Consider the following 21149-nt stretch of genomic DNA (forward strand, 5'->3'; position numbering starts at 1 on the left):
CTATGAATTTTGTTTTTAGCAATAAAAGTTAACGGTTTTGTATATGGCTCGTAGCGTGCAAATTAGCGATAACTTTTCGATTAAGCACGAGCAGATTTTTTTAATTTTCTTATTATCTTTTCTTTTCAATAAGCCAAATTAAAAAATTTGGCGGACTAGCAAATATGCCTTAACTTCGATTAATCAACTGATTAGCTATGAATTATATGCGGTGTTAGTGACAGTTATTTATTCACAATAAATCGTTCAATTGAAATTCTTTGTTCTTTCGGTACGTTCAATATTGATTCTTCAAAAACTATTTCTTCTGCATTTATTGATTTAATGTGTTTAGCTAATAATTCGATGTCCTCGAAAGACATACCATATCTTAACATCCATATAGAACTTTCATCATCAGTACCAAATCGTATGTATTTTGCTAATTTTTGAGTACGCTTATCTTTTGTTTTTTCATAATACTTGATAAAAGTGGCATAGAATATATCACTCAATTTAAATCCTATTAATTTATCAATAAAATCGTAAGTATCATACATTACAAGATCATAATCTACATCAGAAGCTTTTGTACCTAATGGGAACAAACTATATACTCTATGGTTTTTGTCCGGAATATCGTGAAAGCCTGTAATAAATTCTGCGCTTAATAAATTTGTCTTGCGTCCTAATCTCTCTAAATCTTTTCTCTCTTTAGTTTTACTAACATAAGAATAGCGATACCAACATATATTTTTAAAAGTCTTACCGTGGACTTTCCATAGCATAATTTTAATGGCGGTATCTAAAACATTACTTTCTCCATCTTCAAGTTTTCTTCCTAAATAAATAGAATATAAATCACGAAAATTTTTGTAAAAATGAAGCCTATTTCTATGGTCAGAACTAATATTGCTTAATGACACTATTTCATTATTTTTAAAAAGCGTATTTAAAATATTGATGATAATTTTTTCTACGCTTGTTGCGGTAAGTTTGTTTAAATCCTTTTCAGTAAGATTATATTCGTCAGAATAGGTGTCATTTAATATGGCCTCCTTAAAATCATTATAATCGTCATCTTTTTGTTCTTTTTTCTCTAATGATGAAACAGTATCTAATTCTTCATCTTGAGTCATAATTTTCCTAAAATTTGACATCTTATTGGGTGAACTTATAATAACATAGCCGAAATCAAATTTGGTTTCTAATGTTGACCTTCCCGCTCTACCAATTAAATTTTTTACAGACAAAGGTTTACTGCTCTCCAGTCTATCTAAAAAAACGACATCAAAAGGCATATTGATCCCTTGTTCTAACGTAGAAGTAGCAAAACAGATACGACAGAAGCCAGCCTGAGTGAATTCCTCAACAATTATTCGTGTTTGTAACGGAAGAGATCCGTGATGAATTACTATCCCTCGCTTTAATAATGAAATCATTTGAGAATAATAATTCTTATTTGCAATCGTATCGCCTCCAGTATACTGTTTTAATTGAGAAATATACTTATCAATTTTGCTACTCTCTATTTCCTCGCATAAGTTTATATATTTTTCAAATTGATTTAAGAATGTGCGATTGAAAATTTTAGATTTAGATATATAGAATAATACCGAGCCACCATTTTGGATAGTTTTCTCAATTGGATCAAATCTACACTGTTTTTTTTGTGTGCCTAAAATAGCTTTATCAATTCCAAAATGATGGAAGTTCCAGTTATCGTCAGAACATAAAAAAAGCTGTCCGACATTTTTCTGAATATATTGGATTGAACTAGATGTGTTTTTTGGAAAATGATTTTTAATAATTTGTGATTCTGGATTTTTTACAAATGGGTGCGCAAAAACAAATGTGGCATTAGGAAAAGCCTTTTGAGATCTTCTCACGATACTGTCAAAATACAATCCTCGTTTTGAGCTTTCATTACTCAATTGTGCTTCGTCAAACAAGAATATGCCTACATCATATAATTCTTTTTGCTTGAATAATTCTCGGCACCTTTCAGGTGTAACAATAAACACATTTCTAGTTGCATTTTTCGTGTTTATTTTGTCAATGAAGGTTAGTATATTAACTTTTTTGTCTTGGATTAAAGTATTTAGATTTAAAAAATATTCATTGATCAATGCCCTTGATGGAACTACTACAACCACATCCTTGTCAGTTTGTAGGATTAAATTGAGAAATACATATGATTTTCCAGTGCTTGTTGGTGCTGAAAAACTAAAACAATTGTTTGATTCGATTCCTTTTATTATACTAGCTTGTACTGGTGTGTAAGTATTTTGAAATGTATCTAATATATATTTTCGATATTGTCTGAATACAACCTCTTTGAGTGTTTTTGGGGTGGCATCTTTGTAGAAGACACCCATATAATTTAGAATAGTAGATTCAAATTCTGTGAATACATCTGGGTGATACAACTTTAAAAGAGATAATATCTCCATATCAGTTGTGGAAATTGGACCTTTCTTAAAAAGGTTATCCAGTACAAAGTGAAAAGCTTTCCTAACCTCTATATCTTCCATGATATTGGATATTAAGTTTTTCATAGATTAACTGCTACTAAAACTAATTCTTCGAATCTATCAAGTGTAATAAAATCAGTATTTTTTTTAATACTATTTATTATTTTTTCAGTAGTAGTTGATTTACAAGAAAAAGAAGCTACAAAACCCTTTAAACCTTTTGCGTGATTCTCTTTAGAAGGTTCACAACAGAACCTATCAATATCGATTATATCTGACGCATCTCGTTTTTCTCTTTCAAATCGAGCAATTTGTTCAAATGATCGTCCGTAAGCATTTTGACTAGAATTATATTTTGCCTCTCCAAATAAAAGAACATTCTCTTTGTTTTTGGTATAAAAATCGAATCCGTGATTCCCGATATCTTTAATTTTTATTAATTCAGCCAGTGGTATATCTAAATATTTTAGTTCATTTACGATGGTCAATCTTGATAATTCGGAAACGACAAGTTCTCCTGTGTCTTTAGTTATTTCATCATCATTTTTTGATATAATGTTTTCCGAAATATATTTAACTGTATCTTCAGCACGAGTTTGAAAACCTGCTTTTACATAATCTTGATCAAATTGACTAATCCAAGCCAAATTAGATAAGCTTTTAAATATTTCCGAAAGTGTTAGTTTAATATCGGTAGGCTCGATTCTAATAAACGAAATATGTTTTTTTATTTTAATTTGATCAAGGATTTTATATCCAATCATTTTTATTTAATTTTTTGTTAATTGCACATAAAGTGTTTGTGTATGATTAGTTGCGTGTTTTAAGCACTAAAATTAGCAAATAAAATAAAGATAGAAAGTCTGCAAGGACTTTCGTAAATTGATTAAAACCAAGCAATTAATAATACAAAGTGTTGCCCACAGTTTTTATTTATAATGTTCTTTATATGCTTTTCTAAATGATAATAAAGCCTTTGGGAAATCATTTTGAATTTTTTTTCTCGCTTTTCCAAAATCAGGATTTACAAGAATTTTCTTTCGCTCGTCATTTGGGTCTTTTATATATCTATGTTCTAATGTATTTCTTTGTTCATATAGGTTATTCATAACTCTACCAGCTACTTTAGCGGAATATTCTCCTGCATTTATTTGGACATACATTGAACGTTCAATTCCGTGGTCTGGATGTTTAACAGGGTTTATCTTTAGAACATTTTGGATGTAATGTAAAACAAGTTGGTCAGTATACTTTAAAGCAGTAATAATCCAAGAAAGTACTGAACGATTATCTTTCATTTCTGAAAGTCTTGGAAATATATTTATACAAGCTTCTGCATCTTCTCTTGCTGAATTATAAGCATCTTCGGATAGTGCGGTTTTAAAGTCAAATTCTATTTCCTTTTTAATGACGTCTTCAAAAAAGCGAATAAAATAATCATCTGAAGATTTCTCTTCAATAATTTTTTCTTCAATCATTCCTAACATAATCATACGTTGGGCATAATTGTAGTCTTCATTAGACATATTCATTCGAGCTAATTCCTCAAGTTCTTCAAGATAACTCATTATAGAAACCAATTTTTTAAAGTAGCAATTGGTATTTTCAATTGACTTTTGTTTATTGAATTGAGAATTGAGTTTTTTACATAAACATTTTTTTCCTCTTTTATTAATTCTGCTACTGATTGGAAAAACTTTGTATCAGTTTTAATTGTTTCCAATAGAATCTTAAAATAACCTAATCGAACGAGAGGACTTTCTGTTTTTGGTATAGATTGTAATAATCGTTGTTGTTCATCTATGTTTAAATACGATGCATTTTTAAAAATCGATAAAATTTGATATTGAATCCATTCGTAGGTATCAAATTCGTCAAAAACAGTAAAAATATCGTTATATACATTTGATAGGTTTTCGTACAGCTGTAAATTCCAGACAAAATTATTTGTTTTCCAATTGAATGCCCTAATGCCAAAAAGCCAAACGTTAATCATTGATTCTTTAGGCTTATAGTCAGTTTCATCTATGAGTATTTTAACAATAGTTCTCCATTTTTGAGAAAAAGTCAAAAATTCTCGCATTTCAGATGTTTCAATTAACCAAAAATCCTTTTTTTTATTTTTTCTATGGAATTGATTAAGCTTTTGCTCATAATCTTTTAAAGCCATTTTATATAATGAGATATATTGTTTTGGGTTCAAACCTCCGAAATCATCTTTTTTTTCTCCAAATTGAGTAATGTTTTGTTCTAAAACCTCTCGATTAATTTCCTCTATACTTTCGTCTTTTATGCTTATTCCATAATCATCTAAAAATTTTTCTTTGCCTGAATTGTGTTCGTCAATTAATTCAATTAAGGTTTTTTCCGAATTTAAACACAATGATTTAGATTTTAGATGACGGTCAATTTCTACTAAACATTGCACTAATTCTTTACGTGATTTACCGTAAATACGAATATCATCCATAAAGCGATAATAATGAAGACTTTTTTTAATTGCAAGTCTATCCAAACTATCCAGTATGATGTTGGCTATTAGAAAAGAGCCTGCCGGTCCTTGAGGAATTCCAACTCCGAAAGTAGCAGAATCTCTTGTCCCAGACCAGACATTCAAGCATTTAGACAAAACGTCTAAAATTTTTACATCAATATTTCTATTTCGTAATTCAAGTAAAATCGTTGAATGAGGTATTGTGTCAAAAAATCCCGTTATATCCGTTTCAAGAATATGAGTAACATTTCCTGTTTCTATGGTTTCATTTATGCTATTAATAAATCGATTATATGGCTCTACATAAAACTCGAAGAAATAAAAATCATCAGGTTCTTCATCTAAAAGTTCAACGCCTTTTGATACATTTTTGTTCAGCACACTGCCAAATACACACTTATTTGTTTCTATTAAATTTGAATACTCTAATTCTGCAATGTGATTTGATATTGCTTGGAAAACTAAAGCATCTTCTATATCTAATACAGTTTTAGTTCTTTGAGTCCCATTTTTTTTCGGTTCGAAATATTTAAAAGGTCTTTTCGGTTGATATTTATCTGATAATAGTAATTCACTCAATGAAGCTAACATTCTATCAGTATCATTATTAAACACACCAATTCCAAAGTAGTCTTTTGCATCAGCTCCTACACTTGAAATAACTCTTTCCCAAGATAATTTTAATGAAGATTCACTAAAACAATATTCATATGTACTTTTTTTCATTCTTTGTTCGATTGTTTCTTCAAATTGTGGGCAACTTGATATATAGTAACTTTTGTTTTTCTTATCCCGTGAATAAATCAGGTTATGGCATCTTTTAAATTATTCATACTATATAGTTTAATATGTGGTATTTTGTTGTACTGATGCTAAAATAGAATATATGTTTGACTAAACATTGTGGTTAACCGTAAAGTGCTGATAAATCATGTTTTTTTGTGTGGATTTGTAACTCAATTTGTGTTTGTTTTGATTATTTTTTTTACTTGGGCTGTGTTATTGGACATTAATTTGAGGAGGTATAAACCGTTTTCTAAAGTTGAAATATCTATTAGTTCTGTTGTGGTTGCTGTTTTTACTTGTTGGCCCATTGTATTGTAAATGGTATAATTATATTTCTTATTTGTATTGGCCTTTATGTATATGTAGTTGGATGTATAGGTTGGGTAAATTGTTAGTTGTTCTAATTGTTCAGCTGGAATTGATAAAGTGCCCCAGGTATCTTCTGCGTCTTGACCGTTCCAAATTAGAGTGGCTAGGTATGGATTATCAATGTAGGGGTTTCTGTTGCCTTGATTCTGGTATATGATTTCGTTTCTATCGATTTCGAATTGTGATACGGGGTCTTCGGCATTCCATTTTAAAAACACATCGGGCATATCGCTATAATACGAATGGTTAGCTGTTCCGTGGCCTATATTGACAGCTTCGCATTGATTTGGGTATCTTGTGTACATATACATTATAATGCGCGCTACATCGCCTTTATGTTCGTCGCCGGGATAGAAGTTTCCTAATGATGTTATGTGCGCATTGCCAGTATCATCTTGAAATATGCGATTGCTTCTGGAGGAATTCATTTGACTGTCGCAGCTGCGTAAATTGTGTACGTCTGTTCCGGGGCCTATATAGGATACGTCTAAATTTGGATTTGCTAGTGATCTTGCAAATACGTGTTCGCGATTCCAGAGGCCAATGCAGGAAGAGGTGTGACAGGATAAATCTTTATTTCTTAATCTATCGTTATTGGTTGGGGTGTCATTATCCTCATAGCCATAAATTAGAAGTACCTCATCGCTTGATTGGTTTACTAAATCTGATTGCTTTATGACATCCCATGTGTCTGTATTGTTAGAGGTGTAGGGGAGTGGATTGGTATGGGTGTTGGTAATTAATGTTGTTAGCTGTGATTTTATATTTTCTCCTGATTGTGAGAAATCAATATTGGCGTAATAGGCTGGCGTTTGTGCCAGGATTACAAACGGAAATAAAAAAGCTAAAAGTAGTTTTGCTTTCATAATTGCATACCTTAAGTATTAAAGGTATGCAATTTTATTTATATGGGTTTGGGTTGGTTTGTTAGATGCGTTTAGATTTTAGATTGTATCTAAACCTAATTCTTTTAAAAATGCATTATGCTCTTTTAAGGCTTTAGAAGCTTCCTTTTCTATATCAACTAATTTCTCATTTACTTCTTTTAAATTAATTATAGCTTCAGGTTTTGCAGTGCTTACATACCTTGATATATTTAGGTTAAAATCGTTTTTCTCAATTTCAGCCATTGAAACTCTACGTGCATATCTTTCTATTTTTTCTGGACGCTCGATATAGGTATCTATAATTTTCTTAATATCATTAGGTTCTTTGTCATTCGGCTCGCCATCTATTGTGCCATCACGTAAAACATTTTGACGTTTTTCTTTTTTATAATGCTCACTTGCATTAATAAATAGCACATCATCATCCTTTTTGCATTTCTTTAATACCAATATGCAAACAGGAATTCCGGTAGAAAAGAATAAGTTTGAAGGTAAACCTATAACCGTATCGATGTTACCATCTTTTAGTAATTTTTCTCTAATACGTTGCTCTGCGCCGCCTCTAAACAATACGCCATGTGGTAGAATAATAGCCATTGTGCCTTCATCACTTAAAAAGTGAAAGCCGTGTAGAAGAAACGCAAAATCTGCTGCTGATTTAGGTGCTAAACCATAATTTTTAAAGCGGAAACTTTCGCCCATGGCTTCTGATGCATCCCAACGTAAACTAAATGGTGGGTTTGCGACTATAGCATCAAACACTACTTTTTTAGCTGGGTTCATTTCATTTAAAATATCCCAGTCATTTTTTAGTGTGTCTCCATGAAATATTTCGAATTCTGAACTTTTAACACCATGTAAAAGCATGTTCATTCGCGCCAAGTTGTACGTTGTTACATTTAATTCTTGGCCATATATTCTACTGATTGTACCACCTCCTTTTTCAATTTTATTTTTTACGTTTAACAGTAAGGAACCAGAACCACAAGCGAAATCGAGGACTTTATTAATTTTATTCTTTTTACCTGCTTTTGGGTTTTGACTATCTAAAGTTACTATTTCGGATAGAATGGTAGATAATTGTTGTGGGGTATAAAACTCACCTGCTTTTTTACCTGAACCCGCTGCGAACTGCCCAATTAAATACTCATAAGCATCACCTAACGTATCACTATCAGTAGAAAAGCCAGCAATACCTTCTGCAATTTTTTGAATTATGGTACACAGTTTCTTGTTTCTATCGTCATAGTTTTTGCCTAGCTTTTCAGAGTCTAGATTGATTTCGGAGAATAGGCCTTTAAAAGAACTCTCAAATGATTCATTTTCTATGTACTTAAACCCTTTTTGAAGAGTCAGTAATAAATCGTTATTCTGTGTGCGTGCTAATTCTGAAATACTTCCCCATAAGTAATTTGGTTTTATAACATAATGCACTTTTCTGCGCATTTGTTTTTCAAAAGGTTCAATATCATCTGGATTATCTTCATACCATACAGAAAGTGGTGTGCGTTTGTCTGTTTCCTTTAGTTTTGGATAGTCTGAACCTAATTCTTTTTTTACAGACGTTTCGTAATTGTCTGATAGGTAGCGTAAAAAAAGGAATGAAAGCATATAATCGCGAAAGTCATCCGCATTCATTGCACCTCTTAAATCGTTTGCTATATCCCAAAGGGTTTTACCTAATTCTTCTTGTTTTTGTTTTGCTGTCATTTCTATGCGTGTAAAACGAATTTATACTTATTTTGTATGGCGTCAAATATTTCTAATATTAGTTTTTTGTTATCTGGAACAGGTTCTATAAGTTTATATCTGAATACAGAATTGTGTGCCATAATATTCACTATTTGTGCTAGTTTTTCTGCATTTGAAAAGCCTATTTCTTTTAAAACGTGAGAAAAATTTCTAACGCCAAGAAAAGAGCTAATATTTTCTAATATTTGTCTTAATAAAGCAAAGTGATAAACATATATTTGGTCTTTATCTTTAGCTTCTTGTATGACCCTTAATAATTCTAAATGGTATAAAAACACCTCTTTTCTTGGGCCAACTAATTCAATAGTGCCATTATTGTTTTTTAGTTTATAAATATCAACTTGTTGTTGATAACGTGATGCTTTTTCGCCCCTGGTTAACCAATCTGCTAAAACAGAAAAGAAACCAATATGGTGGGTCGTTATTATTATTTTTCTTTTTTTGAAATGTTTGTCTATTAAATCTATTAAAGATGAAACAGTAACAAATATATTATGGTCGTCAAGACTTGAAACAGGATCGTCTATAAAAAAATGTGTTGATTGCTTCTCGTCTCCAGTCCAACCTTCAACTTCAAATAAAGCTAGGAAGAAACTCCAAACAAATATTTGTTCTTCACCTCTTGAGATTTTTATAGGTATGTCTATTTCTTCATTTTTATTTTCTGTTTTTTGTTCTTCACTTTCTGGTTGCTCGACATCACCTTTATCATCATCTTCATCTTCTTTTTTATTATAAAACCTAATACACTTTATACCATCATTTAAATCTTCAAAGTACTCGAACCGATAATCAAATTTAGGTTGGTAAGAAGCTAGTTTGTTTTGTAGGTTAATTTCATCTAACAAGGGATGGTACTGATTAAGATTACTTTTTGTAAGTTTTAGATTTATATCTGAACCATTGTTTTCTTCATCGTTATCCCAATTGAATAAATCTTCACTATAGGCATTGTAATATACGCCTGAATGACTACCTCCGTTATTGGTTTTAGTAGCATTCTTATACGCTACGGACAATCTTGTTTTACCAGTACCATTAAAAGCATATATAAGGTTTATGTTTTTTTCTAAACCAACTAACTTGTTGGCAATATCACTTATATTTTTATCAAATTTTTTACTCATGCTTCAACATCATTTACATCTGGGAATAATTGCTGAAGTAAGCCTTTTTTGTGTTTTTTTAAAGCTTTTATGTTTTCAGCTTGTGCGGTAATTAATTCATCTAATGAAAATAGACATTGAGCAATCTTTAGCTGCTCTTCAATTTCTGGAATATAAATATTAAAGCTTGTTAAAACTTCTTTTGTAATTGTCTTTATTATACCTCCTGGTGCTTTCTGTTTTTCTATTTCAAATAATATTTGAATAACATAAGCAAAAAACAATTTGTCAATTTGCGTATAGAACTCTTCAAATAAAAGTAAAGTTCTATCAATATAAGCATCATATTGTGTTATTGCAACTCTACCAATGGAACCTTGGATCGTTATTATTACAGTGCCTTTTTTTATATAAACACTTTGTTTAGCTGCTATATCACTAATTTTTCTTTTAGTTTTTGGCTTTAATTTAAGGTTCGTATCAACATCATAAACTTGAACAAAAGGTATTCCATTTTCATCATCATACCATTCAGACCTTCCATAAGGTTGAGGGAAGCTACCTCTTCTGAATTTAGCTACATTACCTAAAGTAGTTTCTTTCCAATCTCCATCATTTTTAAATTTAGGAAAACGATATTGTGGTGTGGTTTCTCCATTGATTGGAAATAGTTGTTGTAATAAGCCTTTTTTGTGGGCTTTTAAATGGGCTAGTTTTGCGGTTTCTGCAGTTATTAGATTATCTATAGATGATATGAAATTAACAATTTTTTCTTGTTCCTCTAATTTAGGAATATATACTTCTATTTTGTCTATTATAATTCGCGACAAACTTGGTACGCCGCCAGCTTCATTGTAGGTAAGCCAATTAATATTTTGAAACAGTAGATAAACAAATTCCGGGGAACAATCTTTAAATGAATGAGTATAAAAAAGAGTGTCTACAGTCCAAAATTTTCCAGAAAGAAGCATAGGTTTATTTATTGTACCTTTTCTACCAATACAAGCACTTTTGCCATCATATAAAAAATCATTTACGGAAAGCATATAACCGCCAGTTCCATATACCGGGATATCACCATTACCTAAATGTTTGTAATCGCGCCCGCATCCAATTTTAAAAAGTTTTGCAAATTGTTTTTTTTTCCATTCTTCTAAATTTTTAAATTCATGAAAACGCAATTCAGGTACTGTCTTTGTTTTCTTGTTATTCATAAGCGTTTAATCCTGATATTTCCCGCCCTTGGGCTAGTTTATTTAATAAAGGCACTAGATCTTCCATTAAAGCCAATTCTTTTATTCTACGGTCTTTCCAGCCTAATTCTAGAGGTGCTAATAAATCTGTAAGCTTTTCGCCGTCAAAAATCATACGGTTCATAATACTATCGATAAAAGCTTTTAAGTTATCTAATTCAATCGTGTGTTTTTGCGCTATTTCACGTAATTCATTTGCTGCTTTTTCTGCTTTAAATATTTCATAGCCTTCACGTATATCTTTTTCGTTTAAACCACTACCCATTTCTAACGTGTTTATATAGGCAATAATATCATCGCGTTCCTCTAATAAATTGGCACTAGAGCTTAATAAGTTTATTAGCTCTTGACGTGTCATTTTATGTTTAGACGGTTTGTCTTGGGTGTATTTAGCAATTAAACCAATAATATAGTCGTAATCTATTATTGCGGAAGAAAATAGTACAAACTCAAAGTCTAATTGCTGTACGTTTTCTGGGGCTTTATCTCCTTTTTTGTTTTGCTGTGCTTGTAAACGTTTTGCTGTATCTAAATAGACCGATTTGAATGAACGTAAATCATCATCGGGTAATAGCGCTTCAATAGTTTCGGTTTGCGTTTCTTGTAGGTCTGTATATTGATCTAGTTGGGTTTTATACCGTTGTACTTCTTTGAATGCATTGATAAAACCTGCGCGTGCCTCATCTCCTTTTAGGTTACTAACCTCGGAAGGCTTACAATTTAAACCTTTGGCCTCCATGAACTGATTTAAATTTGCTACTGCCTCTTTGTATTTTTCGATTACTTTAGGAGCTGCATCTACTAGCCAAATTTCTTTTGCCTTTTCTATTTTAGCGCCAGAGAAGCGTATCATTGCTTTATCTACTTCCTCTTCCTGGTCTCTAAAAACTAAAATGTTTCCGTAAGGCTTGGTATCGTTTATTACACGATTAGTACGTGAATATGCTTGAATTAACCCATGGTATTTTAAATTTTTATCTACGTATAATGTGTTGAGGTATTTAGAGTCGAAGCCTGTTAAAAGCATATCTACTACTATTAAAACGTCTATTTTGTTTTTATGGGGATAATCTGCGTTTGTATATTTTTGGTCCTTTACGCGTTGTTGTACGTCTTGATAGTATAAATCGAATTCGACAATACGGTGGTTTGTTTCGTATTGCTTATTGTAGTCTGAAATGATTGCTGTTAAGGCTTCTTTCTTTTTATTTGGCTCTACCTCATTGTCTGCTTTTTCTTGTGCTAAATCGTCTTGTAGTTGCTGGATGTCTTTATTTCCTTCTGCAGGAGGCGAAAACACGCATGCAATATGTAAGGGTTGATAATCTTCATCTTCGTTTAATTTCTCTGCTTGTAACTTTTTAAACAATTCGTAATACTGAATTGCATCATTTATAGACGATGTTGCTAAAACACCATTGAAACGTTTAGAGTGTGTTGCTTTTAGGTGTTTGCTTAATATTGCGTTGGTAACAGCTAATTTATGTAAATCGTCTCCGACGGTTGCCTTTCCATCGGGCTTAAAATAGTCGATATGGAAACGCAATACATTTTTATCATCTATGGCATTGGTAATCGTGTATGCATGCAATTCTTTTTGAAAAACGTCCTCTGTGGTTTTGTAGGTTGCTTGTTTTCCTTCGATTGTTTTATAGGTTGCATTTTCTTCAAAAATTGGTGTTCCAGTAAAACCAAAGAGTTGTGCTTTAGGAAAAAACTCTACAATGGCCTTATGATTTTCACCAAATTGGGAACGGTGACATTCATCAAAAATAAAGACAACGCGTTTGTTACTTAATGGCTCCAATTGTTCTTTATAATTTCTGTCATTTTTAGAATCTAAAGCTAGTCCTAATTTTTGAATGGTTGTGACGATTACCTTATCGGCATAATCAGCAGATAACATGCGATTAACCAATGTTTTCGTATTGGTGTTTTCCTCTACACTTCCTTCTTGAAATTTATTGAATTCCTCCCTTGTTTGTCTGTCTAAATCTTTTCTATCTACAACGAATAGGCATTTTTCAATATCGTCATTATCTTTTAAAAGTGTTGAAGCTTTAAAAGAGGTTAGTGTTTTTCCACTTCCGGTTGTGTGCCATATATATCCATTTCCGCGATCTTGCTCTATACAATCGACAATGGCTTTAACGGCATACACTTGATATGGCCGCATGACTAATATTTTTTGTTCGGTTTCTACTAAAACCATATAGCGACTAATCATTTCACCTAGCGTGCATTTAGCTAAAAACTTATCGGTGAAATCGTCTAGGTGGTCTATTTTAGAGTTGTCCTCTTTGGCTAACGTGTAGACAGGTAAAAACTGCTCGTCTGCATTAAAAGCAAAGTGCTTATTGTTGTTATTAGAGAAGTAAAAAGTTCTTGTTTTATTACTGACTATAAATAACTGCATAAAACACATTAACGAATTGGTATAGCCGTTACCTGGGTCTTTTTTATAGTCTACAATTTGTTGCATGGCACGATTAGGGCTAATCTGCAAGGTTTTTAATTCTATTTGTACTACGGGTACGCCGTTAATAAGCAAGATAACATCATATCGGTGGTTGCTACTTTCCGTATTCATCCGAAGTTGATTGATAACTTCAAAGTCATTTTTGCACCAATCTTTTATATTTACTAACGTATAGTGTAGGGGTGTGCCATCTTCTCTAGTAAAAGTATTTGTTTTTCTTAAATAATTAGAGGCTTTAAAAACATCTGGATTTATTATTTCCGTTAGTAGTTTTTCAAATTCGGCATCGGTTAATTTCACTCTATTGAGTGCTTCAAACTTTTGTCTGAAATTTAATTCTAGCGCTTCTCTAGATCTTATATCTGTACGATAAGTATATTTTAGGTCTGATAATCTTTCGATTAATTCGTCTTCTATTTGTTGTTCTTTGGTCATTAATTTTTCTTTATCAATGCTTATGCTTTGGTTGGTGTGAATTTAATAATTGACTTGTGGCTATGATATATTTACTAGTTAAGTTGAATTTTAATTCCAATTTACTAAAGTAAAGAACATTTTGGATATAGGGGGTGAAAATGGGTTAAAATGGGGGTAAATGTGAGTGCTTGGAGGGTAGATGCGTTATTTGTTGTGGTTTTTATGTTGGTAAAAAAGTGTTTGGTTAGGTTGGTATTAGTACTGACGTAACCCTTTTTAATAGTTCTAGGTATTCGTTGAAGTCACTTTCTTGAATCAAAGATGGTCTATATTGTTCTGGAGGGAAATGAGAAAGCGCATTTCTTATCTTTCCCCATTCAAGCAATTCATTATAATCCTCTGGCTTTATTTTTCTCGAAACTTTCCTAGTGTAATCAAGTTTTGATTTTAATCCATGCATGTTTTTATTAGGAAAAAACTCCTGCTTTAGAATGCCCTCAAATATTCCTTGTAAACGCCAAATTCCAAAATGCCAAATAAATAAATTGTCGACATAAGCATAGTAATTTAAGTCCGCAATTGCTTCAGAGTCAATTTTTTGAATTTCCAGTTCTTTAGCTTTAATTTCAATTTGTTTATTCCTGTCCTTAATTATTTCATTGATTAGCCTCTTTGTATAGTCATAGTCTGTAATAGATAAGCCGTATATATGCCAATTAGTGTTCTTCAGTTCTTCTCTCACTACATGTCTTATTTTTTAAAAGTTGTGTTAAAATATTTTATATACATAGTTCGAAGCCATCGTTATCCTAGTTTTTTTACACTTTCGACATCAAAATCTTCTTCTGATAATTGGGGAAGGACTGAACGCAATCCTTTCGGAAATTAGATAAGGAACGGAAATATCTGTAGCCTTTTCTTAAAGTACGAAATAGTTCCAATTGTTGTAAAGAGCGATTGGAAAGATGGGTTGCGAACCGCCGTATACGAGACCCGTACGTACGGTGGTGTGAGAGGCGCACCGTGGGCTTATTACTCACGGCCGTCTACTCGATTGTAAACAGTGCTTTCTTTCAGTTAATGGCAATCAATATACTCAATTTTCCAGAACCTTTATTGGTCTCTATTTTAAATGTATAACTCTTAAAATCCCATTCTCGTCCATTCCAATTATTGGATTGTATTAAATCTTTTTCTTTTTCCCATTCAAACTTTTCCTTGAAATATTTATCAGCTCCGAATATTTCTACAGCATTATTAGTTACTAACTCATATTCTCTTATAAAAGTGAAACTGGAATAGTTCTTCGTTTTTCTGTAAAAGTATAAATAGCTTTTACCATCTTCTTGAATGTTATCAATTCTATTGAAAAAGCCTAAATAATTATGAAAGGGTTTAATTGTATTGGTATTTCGATTTATATCGATTGATTTATAAGAATCCACAATAAGACCATTTTTTAAATCATTTAATAATAGTTCAGAAAAAGAATTTTGGTCTTTTTCAACTTTTTCCACAATGAAGTCAAATGAACTTATAAAATCATCAACGTGCATAACTTTTGTGTCAATTTCTAAAAGTTTGTAAAGTGCTCTTGTTTTTTTAAGAAAACCAGCATCATCAGATACTACACAATCGCAGTAAGCTCCATAATAACTATGAATTCCATCATTAAGCATATTATTAAATCTTACGCTTTTTGATGGTTCTTTGCTGATGCCCAATAAGTCAAGTGTAAAATATGCGTTAGTGAAAAAATCATATTTTGATATTTCCTTGTCGCCATTTGGATTAAGGTTACTATTCACATATTCAATAAATGTTTTTTGAAGATATGAATCTTTTAAGTCTTCGTTAAAATTGATTTCGTCATAATCGATTGTGAATTTTCCGTTGTTGAAATGCTTGTCCGTTACGTTTCTTAAACCTTTATATACAGTTTTATCTTCCTGCATATTTTTAAGCATACCCATAAAATGTTCACTCCATTGCATTAAAGACATAGGTTCTTGTCCAAATGGTATTAATTTGGTTAAAGGGTCAGTGATTTCAGAATCAACATCTTTTAATTCGGGAAAATTGAAATCCAATTTAGTATCAGTAAATATTTTCTTTGCAGATTCAATTTTCTCTTTATCTTCAACACTTAAATCGCTTGTGTCGAAATTTAGAATGCTTGAAAAGTCAATTTCGTCAGAATCTTCTTCGACATCGGCAAATGCTTCAAGTGGTCTTGCTAAATAACAAGATGTCTTCTTCTCGATTGCGTGATATGATAAGTAGTTATCATTAACAATAGTATCAATAAATTCTAATTCGGAATATTTAATATTTGTTTTGTCATTTTTTAAATCAAGAAGATGTGCGTGTGAATAACAAAACAAGCTGGCTTTTTGAGTTCTAATTTTATCTAATAATTTGACATATTGACTCTTTTCTCTTTTAAAAAGATGACTGAAAATTTGTTTGTCAAAATATATTCTTACCATTCGGGCAGTTTTTTCAGCATTGTTTACAACGGTTTCGTATAAGAATAGTTGCGGTTTTGTACGCGAGGATTTTCCGAAGGAAAATCAGACGTAACAAAATTGCAACGACCTTTGGTTAAGCACTAATGTAGCAATTATTTTTATACGGTGTTGGGCGTAGTTTTTTAATTCATTATTCCCCAAACTATTCCGATTATTGTGGCAATTCCGACTATCAAAGTTATTATTACGGTGGCTTTACTCCAACTCGATTCTTTAGTCTCTTTCTGATTTCCAATCGATTGATTCTTTATTTTACTCTTTTTATTTATAATTACGTTCTCCGCATTGAATATACTCTTTTTTTGTTCCTTAACTTTCATTTTTTCATTTATCCAATCGATTAATATTTGCTCCAAACTTTCATAGTCAAAGTTCTTCTTTTTTGATTCCTTGCGTTTTTTGACTACAGATAAAATTTGGTATTTAATGTGTTTGTAAAATTCCGTTTTTTCTCCTTTGAAATAGTAAAGATGGTATTCAATGAAACTTGTGCATTTATATAATGGATTAAATCTCTCTAAAAAATCAACAAATTGATTATCTAAAAAATTATTGATTGTTCTGAACTTTTCATTTTCTGAATAGTTTAGTTTATTCGTAGCGTAGAGAATAGATGGATAAAGACTTATTTCAAATTGGTCAGTTTTTGGGTTTTTAGCAGTATAGTTTTTAGTCCATTTTCCATTAGAAACCAAGTGAGCTTCTTCCATCAAAATTTCAGCTAATTCGTCTTCATTTTCTCCGTTATATTGTTTGTTCGGTAAGTGAACTTTATAATAATTATGATGCTTTATCATTCTTATACGATTTTTCTCAAATTACGCCCAACGTGTTATATAAGCACTAATATAATCGTTTTAACCAATTATAGATGGGATATCGATAATTTTGTACCATATTATTCATTTTTCAAAAATTAATTATTTGAATATGAGGAAAGCTTCTAGTTAGTTATTGTGTAATACTAAAAGTTTCAAAATACGATTTCATGTCGTAAGCATTAATTAGGTTGGTGTTTTTTGGATATTGTTTTATTGTTAGGTGATTAATTTTTGAATAGGCTAGATGCTCACCTAAAAGATCTTCTAGCATTATGGTGATAGCTTGTTGTAGAAGTTGTTGTGGGTGCTTCCAGTATTCTGTTAGATAAACTGTGATATCAAACTTTTGAGTTATTGAGCAGTAATTGGTTGGCAGGAAATAGAGGTCGCTAATTTTTATTTTTAGGTTTTGAAACTCGTATAGAGAATCATTTCCGGAGACAATTTTATCGAGGTTTTGTCTTGGTTTTATGGATGCTGTAAATTTCCAACCCGGAAGCTTGGGTGCTTTGCAAATAAGATTTGCTGCATAAAGGATTAGGCTTTTATTGCCATTGGTTGTGATTATTAGTTGCTGTATAGATTTTTTAGCGGAAGGACCGATAAGAACAAAGCTTAAATTGTTGCAGTAGTTGTTGAGGTTTGTTTGGAGGTTATAATACAGTACTTCATTGTCTGTTAATTGTTGTGGTTTTAAGTGATGAGAGCTTGGGGAAATAGGTTTCTGCTGCTGCAGGAATTTGTGTTGGTTTTCTATAAACCAATTCCAGAACGTGTTTGGGTTTTTCATAGTTTTGAATGTGTTAGAATGATTTAAAGGCGCTTATCAGCTGAATTTTTATCAAAAGCCAATAGATTAAACATGGTTCGCATCCTGGAGCGGACGCGGTTTCCATAGCGTTCTTCTATTTCTATGGCGTTGAGGTTTGTGGTAGCGTGGGTTTTGAAATGGTTATGGGGTGTTGATTTTTTTGTAGTTGGGCTAGGGGATCCCCACTTTCGTGAGGATTGGTGACTACGCAGGGATATTTCATACCGGGATAACAAAATTTCGCCCATGACATTGCAATCTTTGCCGTAGTGTCTTCCGGTTGGTTCCACGCCCAGATCGTCAAAACAGTAAAAGTCGTCATTGCCATAATCTTCGATGGTTTTATAGCCCAGGTGATTGAAACTGAAAACCGCATTGCGACATGGAATTATTTTATAAGCGCGACGATGAGGTGTTAGGTGTCGTAAAAGTTTCATTAAACTTGTTTTACCACAACCTACCGGGCCGGTTAGTAAAACACCTTTGTTCGGGTCGATACCGAATTTGGCGCAATAGTCTAAATCTTGAATGGTGTAGATGCAGAGTTTAAACAGAATGGCGTGATCTTCCTTATGAATTTTGAATTGCTGGCCAAACAATAACTTTCCTTTGGCTTCCAGATAGATTAGAATTTTTTGGAAATCGTAATGGATGCAGTTTTTATCTATCTCGCCTAATTGGTAATTGATACCGCCTTCGGTTATGATATTTGGTTTTAGATTTTTCATGCTAATGTGTGTTAAAGCGGTTGGTTGTAGTTTTTATTTTTTGTGGTGTGGAGATTATCGCTTTCGCGAACATTTAGGTTGTCCTTGTTTTGGAGCCTTTCGACTGCGCTCAAGGTGACAGCTTTTTCGTTTTTGATTTCTTCGGCTTTTAGCATCCAGTTTTGAGCTGTTGCTTGCCAATTGACAATTTTAGTTTTTCCACCTAATTTCCAACCGATGCTTTGGTAGTAATTGTAAAATTTTTGGGCTTCGGTAGTGGGCCATTTTTTTGATTTAAAAAATTCAATAACTATTTTTACATTTTTTGGCTCTGTTAGTTTATAGAGTTTATTATTGTTTTCTATTTGTTTATTATGTTTATATATACGTACCAGTGCTTGTACTTGATTTGGGACAGTTAAGTCCACTGCTTGTCCTTGATTTGGGACGGTTAAGTCCACTGCTTGTTTCAGTACTTGTCTTGAATTTGAGACAATTGATTCATTAGGGTATTTCTGCGTATTTTTATCAGAAGCCGCATCAAGTACGGGGTGAAAAATTAGCATGTTAATTTGAGAGCCTTTGAATGGGTTGTGGGAGGGATTGTAAACCAGATATTTATAGTGGTTTAATTCCTTGACACATCTGTGATAGGTGGATTTAGAGCCTATTTTGGATAGATTCATTACTTCTTCCCGATTGACATGGAACTGTTCTGGAAACCGGTTGTGATTCCATAGTTGGAAAAATGCCATATACAAACTGACATGGGTTGGATTTAACCTGTTGTCTTTAGAGAACTGTTGAAATACCGCTTGTAAATGAAGTATGTAATTTACCTTCGTCATTTAGAGAGTGTGTTTTGATTCCACATAATTGCGGATAGAGCGAGAATTAAGGTGTTTTCAGGTTGATTTATTGCTGTTGAGAATGCGAATAATCTCATCGTACTCATACAGTATAATACCACCAATTTTAGTGTAGGGAATGGTTCCGTTAATTCTTAAATTTTGAATGGTACCTGGGCTAATTTGGAGTAATTCCATAACCTCTCCCGATTTGAGGTATTTTTTTATTTGGTTTGGTGTTTGAGCATTTTCATTTAGAAGTTTTTTAAGCTCATTAAATAATTCTAATTTAAAATCGTAGAGATCTTCTGTGGTAATAATTGTTGCTGCCATTGTAAAAGCGTTTTAATGATTAATATTAATCCCTTGTGAATATGGGTTTGATTAAAGGGCTATTAATTTGGTTCGTTTTTTAAATAATAGCACTTGTTTTGATTTGACTTTCGTTTTACAAAGCTGTTAATTATTATTGAGAATACTTCGGTATGCGTTCGGTACTACCGAAAGTGTTTAATGACTAGAAGCGCCTTAAGACTCTGTTTGCTATATAGTTAAAACTGTTCATCTTCTAGTTTTATTTTCTTTACTAGATTGCGCTTTAGTTTGTTTATGAATTTTGTTTGAAGGTTTGCTCTGCCTTTTATTTCGGCATAAACTTTATATGGGCTTCCCAATTTTATATTGAATGTTTTTTCTAGGGCTTGGGTTATTTTACTGATTTCTATATGACCATTACTTATAACTTTAGAGGCATGCAATGCATATATTAATTCTATTAAATCGGTTTTAGACCCCGACCAAAATAAATTAGTAAGCATGGATTGCTCTGATTGTTCAATTCCGTTAGTTTCCAGTTTGGAGAGTGTATTTTTGTAATAATCGGTTAATAAATCAAATGCCACTACTTGCGACATAAGATTGTCGTGATTAGTAGAGAAGTTTGGATTAAGGAAATAATCCGAGTCGTCGAAGTTGAGTTCTAGCTGACTGTTACTCCTTAAAAAATAAATATTGTCGAATGCCGTTTGTTTATGCCTGACGTATCGCCAAAAGTATAAGTTTTTCTTTTTTTGGCTTTCAAGATTACTTAAAGCATCTCGTAGATATTTTTTCTGTTTTCTAATATCTACTTTTGGCCTTTCAAGTTGGTAATTGTGTACTTCGATAAAAAATTTTAGTCTACCAAAAATGAAAGGTTTGGTTCTTTTGAAAAAAAGGATTTCATCTTCTGGACATAAAAAATAGCTTTCTTTTTGAATCAGAATGCAAAGCTGATACAGGGTTTTTTTTGATAAATTGATTCCTATTTTTAAATCTTCTAGGTTCGTAAGGTTTAAATAATCTAAATTTTCAATTTGTTTTACGTAGGTTTTTTTGATTTTATTAATGAATTCCATTGGGGCTGGTTTTTATTAAAATACACTAACAAATTATA

Annotated in this window: 17 protein-coding genes; all 17 read right to left on the reverse strand. The window is 32.0% G+C overall.

The genetic code is table 11. The annotated features are described in order from the left end of the window. Positions 1 to 224: 224 nt before the first annotated feature. The 17 genes from ES675_RS12450 to ES675_RS12535 all read right to left on the reverse strand — a co-directional run bounded on the left by ES675_RS12450 (position 225) and on the right by ES675_RS12535 (position 21111). The gene (locus ES675_RS12450) at positions 225 to 2537 is read right to left on the reverse strand and encodes a DEAD/DEAH box helicase (RefSeq protein ID WP_066256639.1); all 2313 of its coding nucleotides are present in this window, start codon (positions 2535 to 2537) and stop codon (positions 225 to 227) included. Then, complete coding sequence (locus ES675_RS12455) at positions 2534 to 3217, reverse strand: hypothetical protein (RefSeq protein ID WP_148367481.1); 684 nt, start codon at positions 3215 to 3217, stop codon at positions 2534 to 2536. The genes ES675_RS12450 and ES675_RS12455 overlap by 4 nt, the downstream gene beginning before the upstream one ends. A 165-nt stretch (positions 3218 to 3382) precedes the next feature. Further along, positions 3383 to 4021 carry a hypothetical protein gene (locus ES675_RS12460; RefSeq protein ID WP_066253061.1) on the reverse strand — a complete coding sequence of 213 codons (639 nt, stop codon included), beginning with the start codon at positions 4019 to 4021 and terminating at the stop codon, positions 3383 to 3385. Beyond that, positions 4021 to 5673, reverse strand: a complete 1653-nt coding sequence (locus ES675_RS12465; protein ID WP_066253065.1) for an RNA-directed DNA polymerase — start codon at positions 5671 to 5673, stop codon at positions 4021 to 4023. Before ES675_RS12465 ends, ES675_RS12460 begins: the two co-directional genes overlap by 1 nt. A 230-nt stretch (positions 5674 to 5903) precedes the next feature. Further along, positions 5904 to 6968 (reverse strand): endonuclease, encoded by a 1065-nt coding sequence (locus ES675_RS12470; protein WP_066253067.1) that lies wholly within the window; start codon positions 6966 to 6968, stop codon positions 5904 to 5906. A gap of 78 nt (positions 6969 to 7046) precedes the next feature. Then, positions 7047 to 8699: a type I restriction-modification system subunit M gene (locus ES675_RS12475; RefSeq protein ID WP_066253070.1), complete on the reverse strand. Its 1653-nt coding sequence runs from the start codon at positions 8697 to 8699 to the stop codon at positions 7047 to 7049. Positions 8700 to 8701: 2 nt separating this feature from the next. Then, the gene (locus ES675_RS12480; protein WP_066253073.1) at positions 8702 to 9868 is read right to left on the reverse strand and encodes an AAA family ATPase; all 1167 of its coding nucleotides are present in this window, start codon (positions 9866 to 9868) and stop codon (positions 8702 to 8704) included. After that, the gene (locus ES675_RS12485) at positions 9865 to 11061 is read right to left on the reverse strand and encodes a restriction endonuclease subunit S (protein ID WP_066253076.1); all 1197 of its coding nucleotides are present in this window, start codon (positions 11059 to 11061) and stop codon (positions 9865 to 9867) included. Before ES675_RS12485 ends, ES675_RS12480 begins: the two co-directional genes overlap by 4 nt. Continuing rightward, positions 11054 to 14014, reverse strand: a complete 2961-nt coding sequence (locus ES675_RS12490) for a type I restriction endonuclease subunit R (protein ID WP_066253079.1) — start codon at positions 14012 to 14014, stop codon at positions 11054 to 11056. Before ES675_RS12490 ends, ES675_RS12485 begins: the two co-directional genes overlap by 8 nt. A gap of 226 nt (positions 14015 to 14240) precedes the next feature. Next, the gene (locus tag ES675_RS12495) at positions 14241 to 14738 is read right to left on the reverse strand and encodes a hypothetical protein (RefSeq protein ID WP_066253083.1); all 498 of its coding nucleotides are present in this window, start codon (positions 14736 to 14738) and stop codon (positions 14241 to 14243) included. A 331-nt stretch (positions 14739 to 15069) separates the two neighbouring features. Continuing rightward, a complete protein-coding gene (locus ES675_RS12505; protein WP_066253087.1) occupies positions 15070 to 16485 on the reverse strand; it encodes a hypothetical protein in 1416 nt (471 codons plus the stop codon). A 164-nt stretch (positions 16486 to 16649) separates the two neighbouring features. Continuing rightward, positions 16650 to 17324 (reverse strand): hypothetical protein, encoded by a 675-nt coding sequence (locus tag ES675_RS12510; RefSeq protein WP_066253091.1) that lies wholly within the window; start codon positions 17322 to 17324, stop codon positions 16650 to 16652. 154 nt (positions 17325 to 17478) lie between these two features. Beyond that, positions 17479 to 18138 (reverse strand): hypothetical protein, encoded by a 660-nt coding sequence (locus ES675_RS12515; protein ID WP_066253093.1) that lies wholly within the window; start codon positions 18136 to 18138, stop codon positions 17479 to 17481. 23 nt (positions 18139 to 18161) lie between these two features. Next, positions 18162 to 18887, reverse strand: a complete 726-nt coding sequence (locus ES675_RS12520; RefSeq protein WP_066253097.1) for an ATPase — start codon at positions 18885 to 18887, stop codon at positions 18162 to 18164. An 11-nt stretch (positions 18888 to 18898) separates the two neighbouring features. Further along, positions 18899 to 19714 (reverse strand): hypothetical protein, encoded by an 816-nt coding sequence (locus ES675_RS12525; RefSeq protein ID WP_066253102.1) that lies wholly within the window; start codon positions 19712 to 19714, stop codon positions 18899 to 18901. A gap of 57 nt (positions 19715 to 19771) precedes the next feature. Continuing rightward, positions 19772 to 20047: a helix-turn-helix domain-containing protein gene (locus ES675_RS12530; RefSeq protein ID WP_066253104.1), complete on the reverse strand. Its 276-nt coding sequence runs from the start codon at positions 20045 to 20047 to the stop codon at positions 19772 to 19774. A gap of 218 nt (positions 20048 to 20265) precedes the next feature. Beyond that, positions 20266 to 21111: an RteC domain-containing protein gene (locus ES675_RS12535; RefSeq protein WP_066253107.1), complete on the reverse strand. Its 846-nt coding sequence runs from the start codon at positions 21109 to 21111 to the stop codon at positions 20266 to 20268. Positions 21112 to 21149: the final 38 nt, after the last annotated feature.

Source organism: Algorimicrobium algoritergicola (assembly GCF_008086165.1).
GTDB lineage: Bacteria > Bacteroidota > Bacteroidia > Flavobacteriales > Flavobacteriaceae > Algorimicrobium > Algorimicrobium algoritergicola.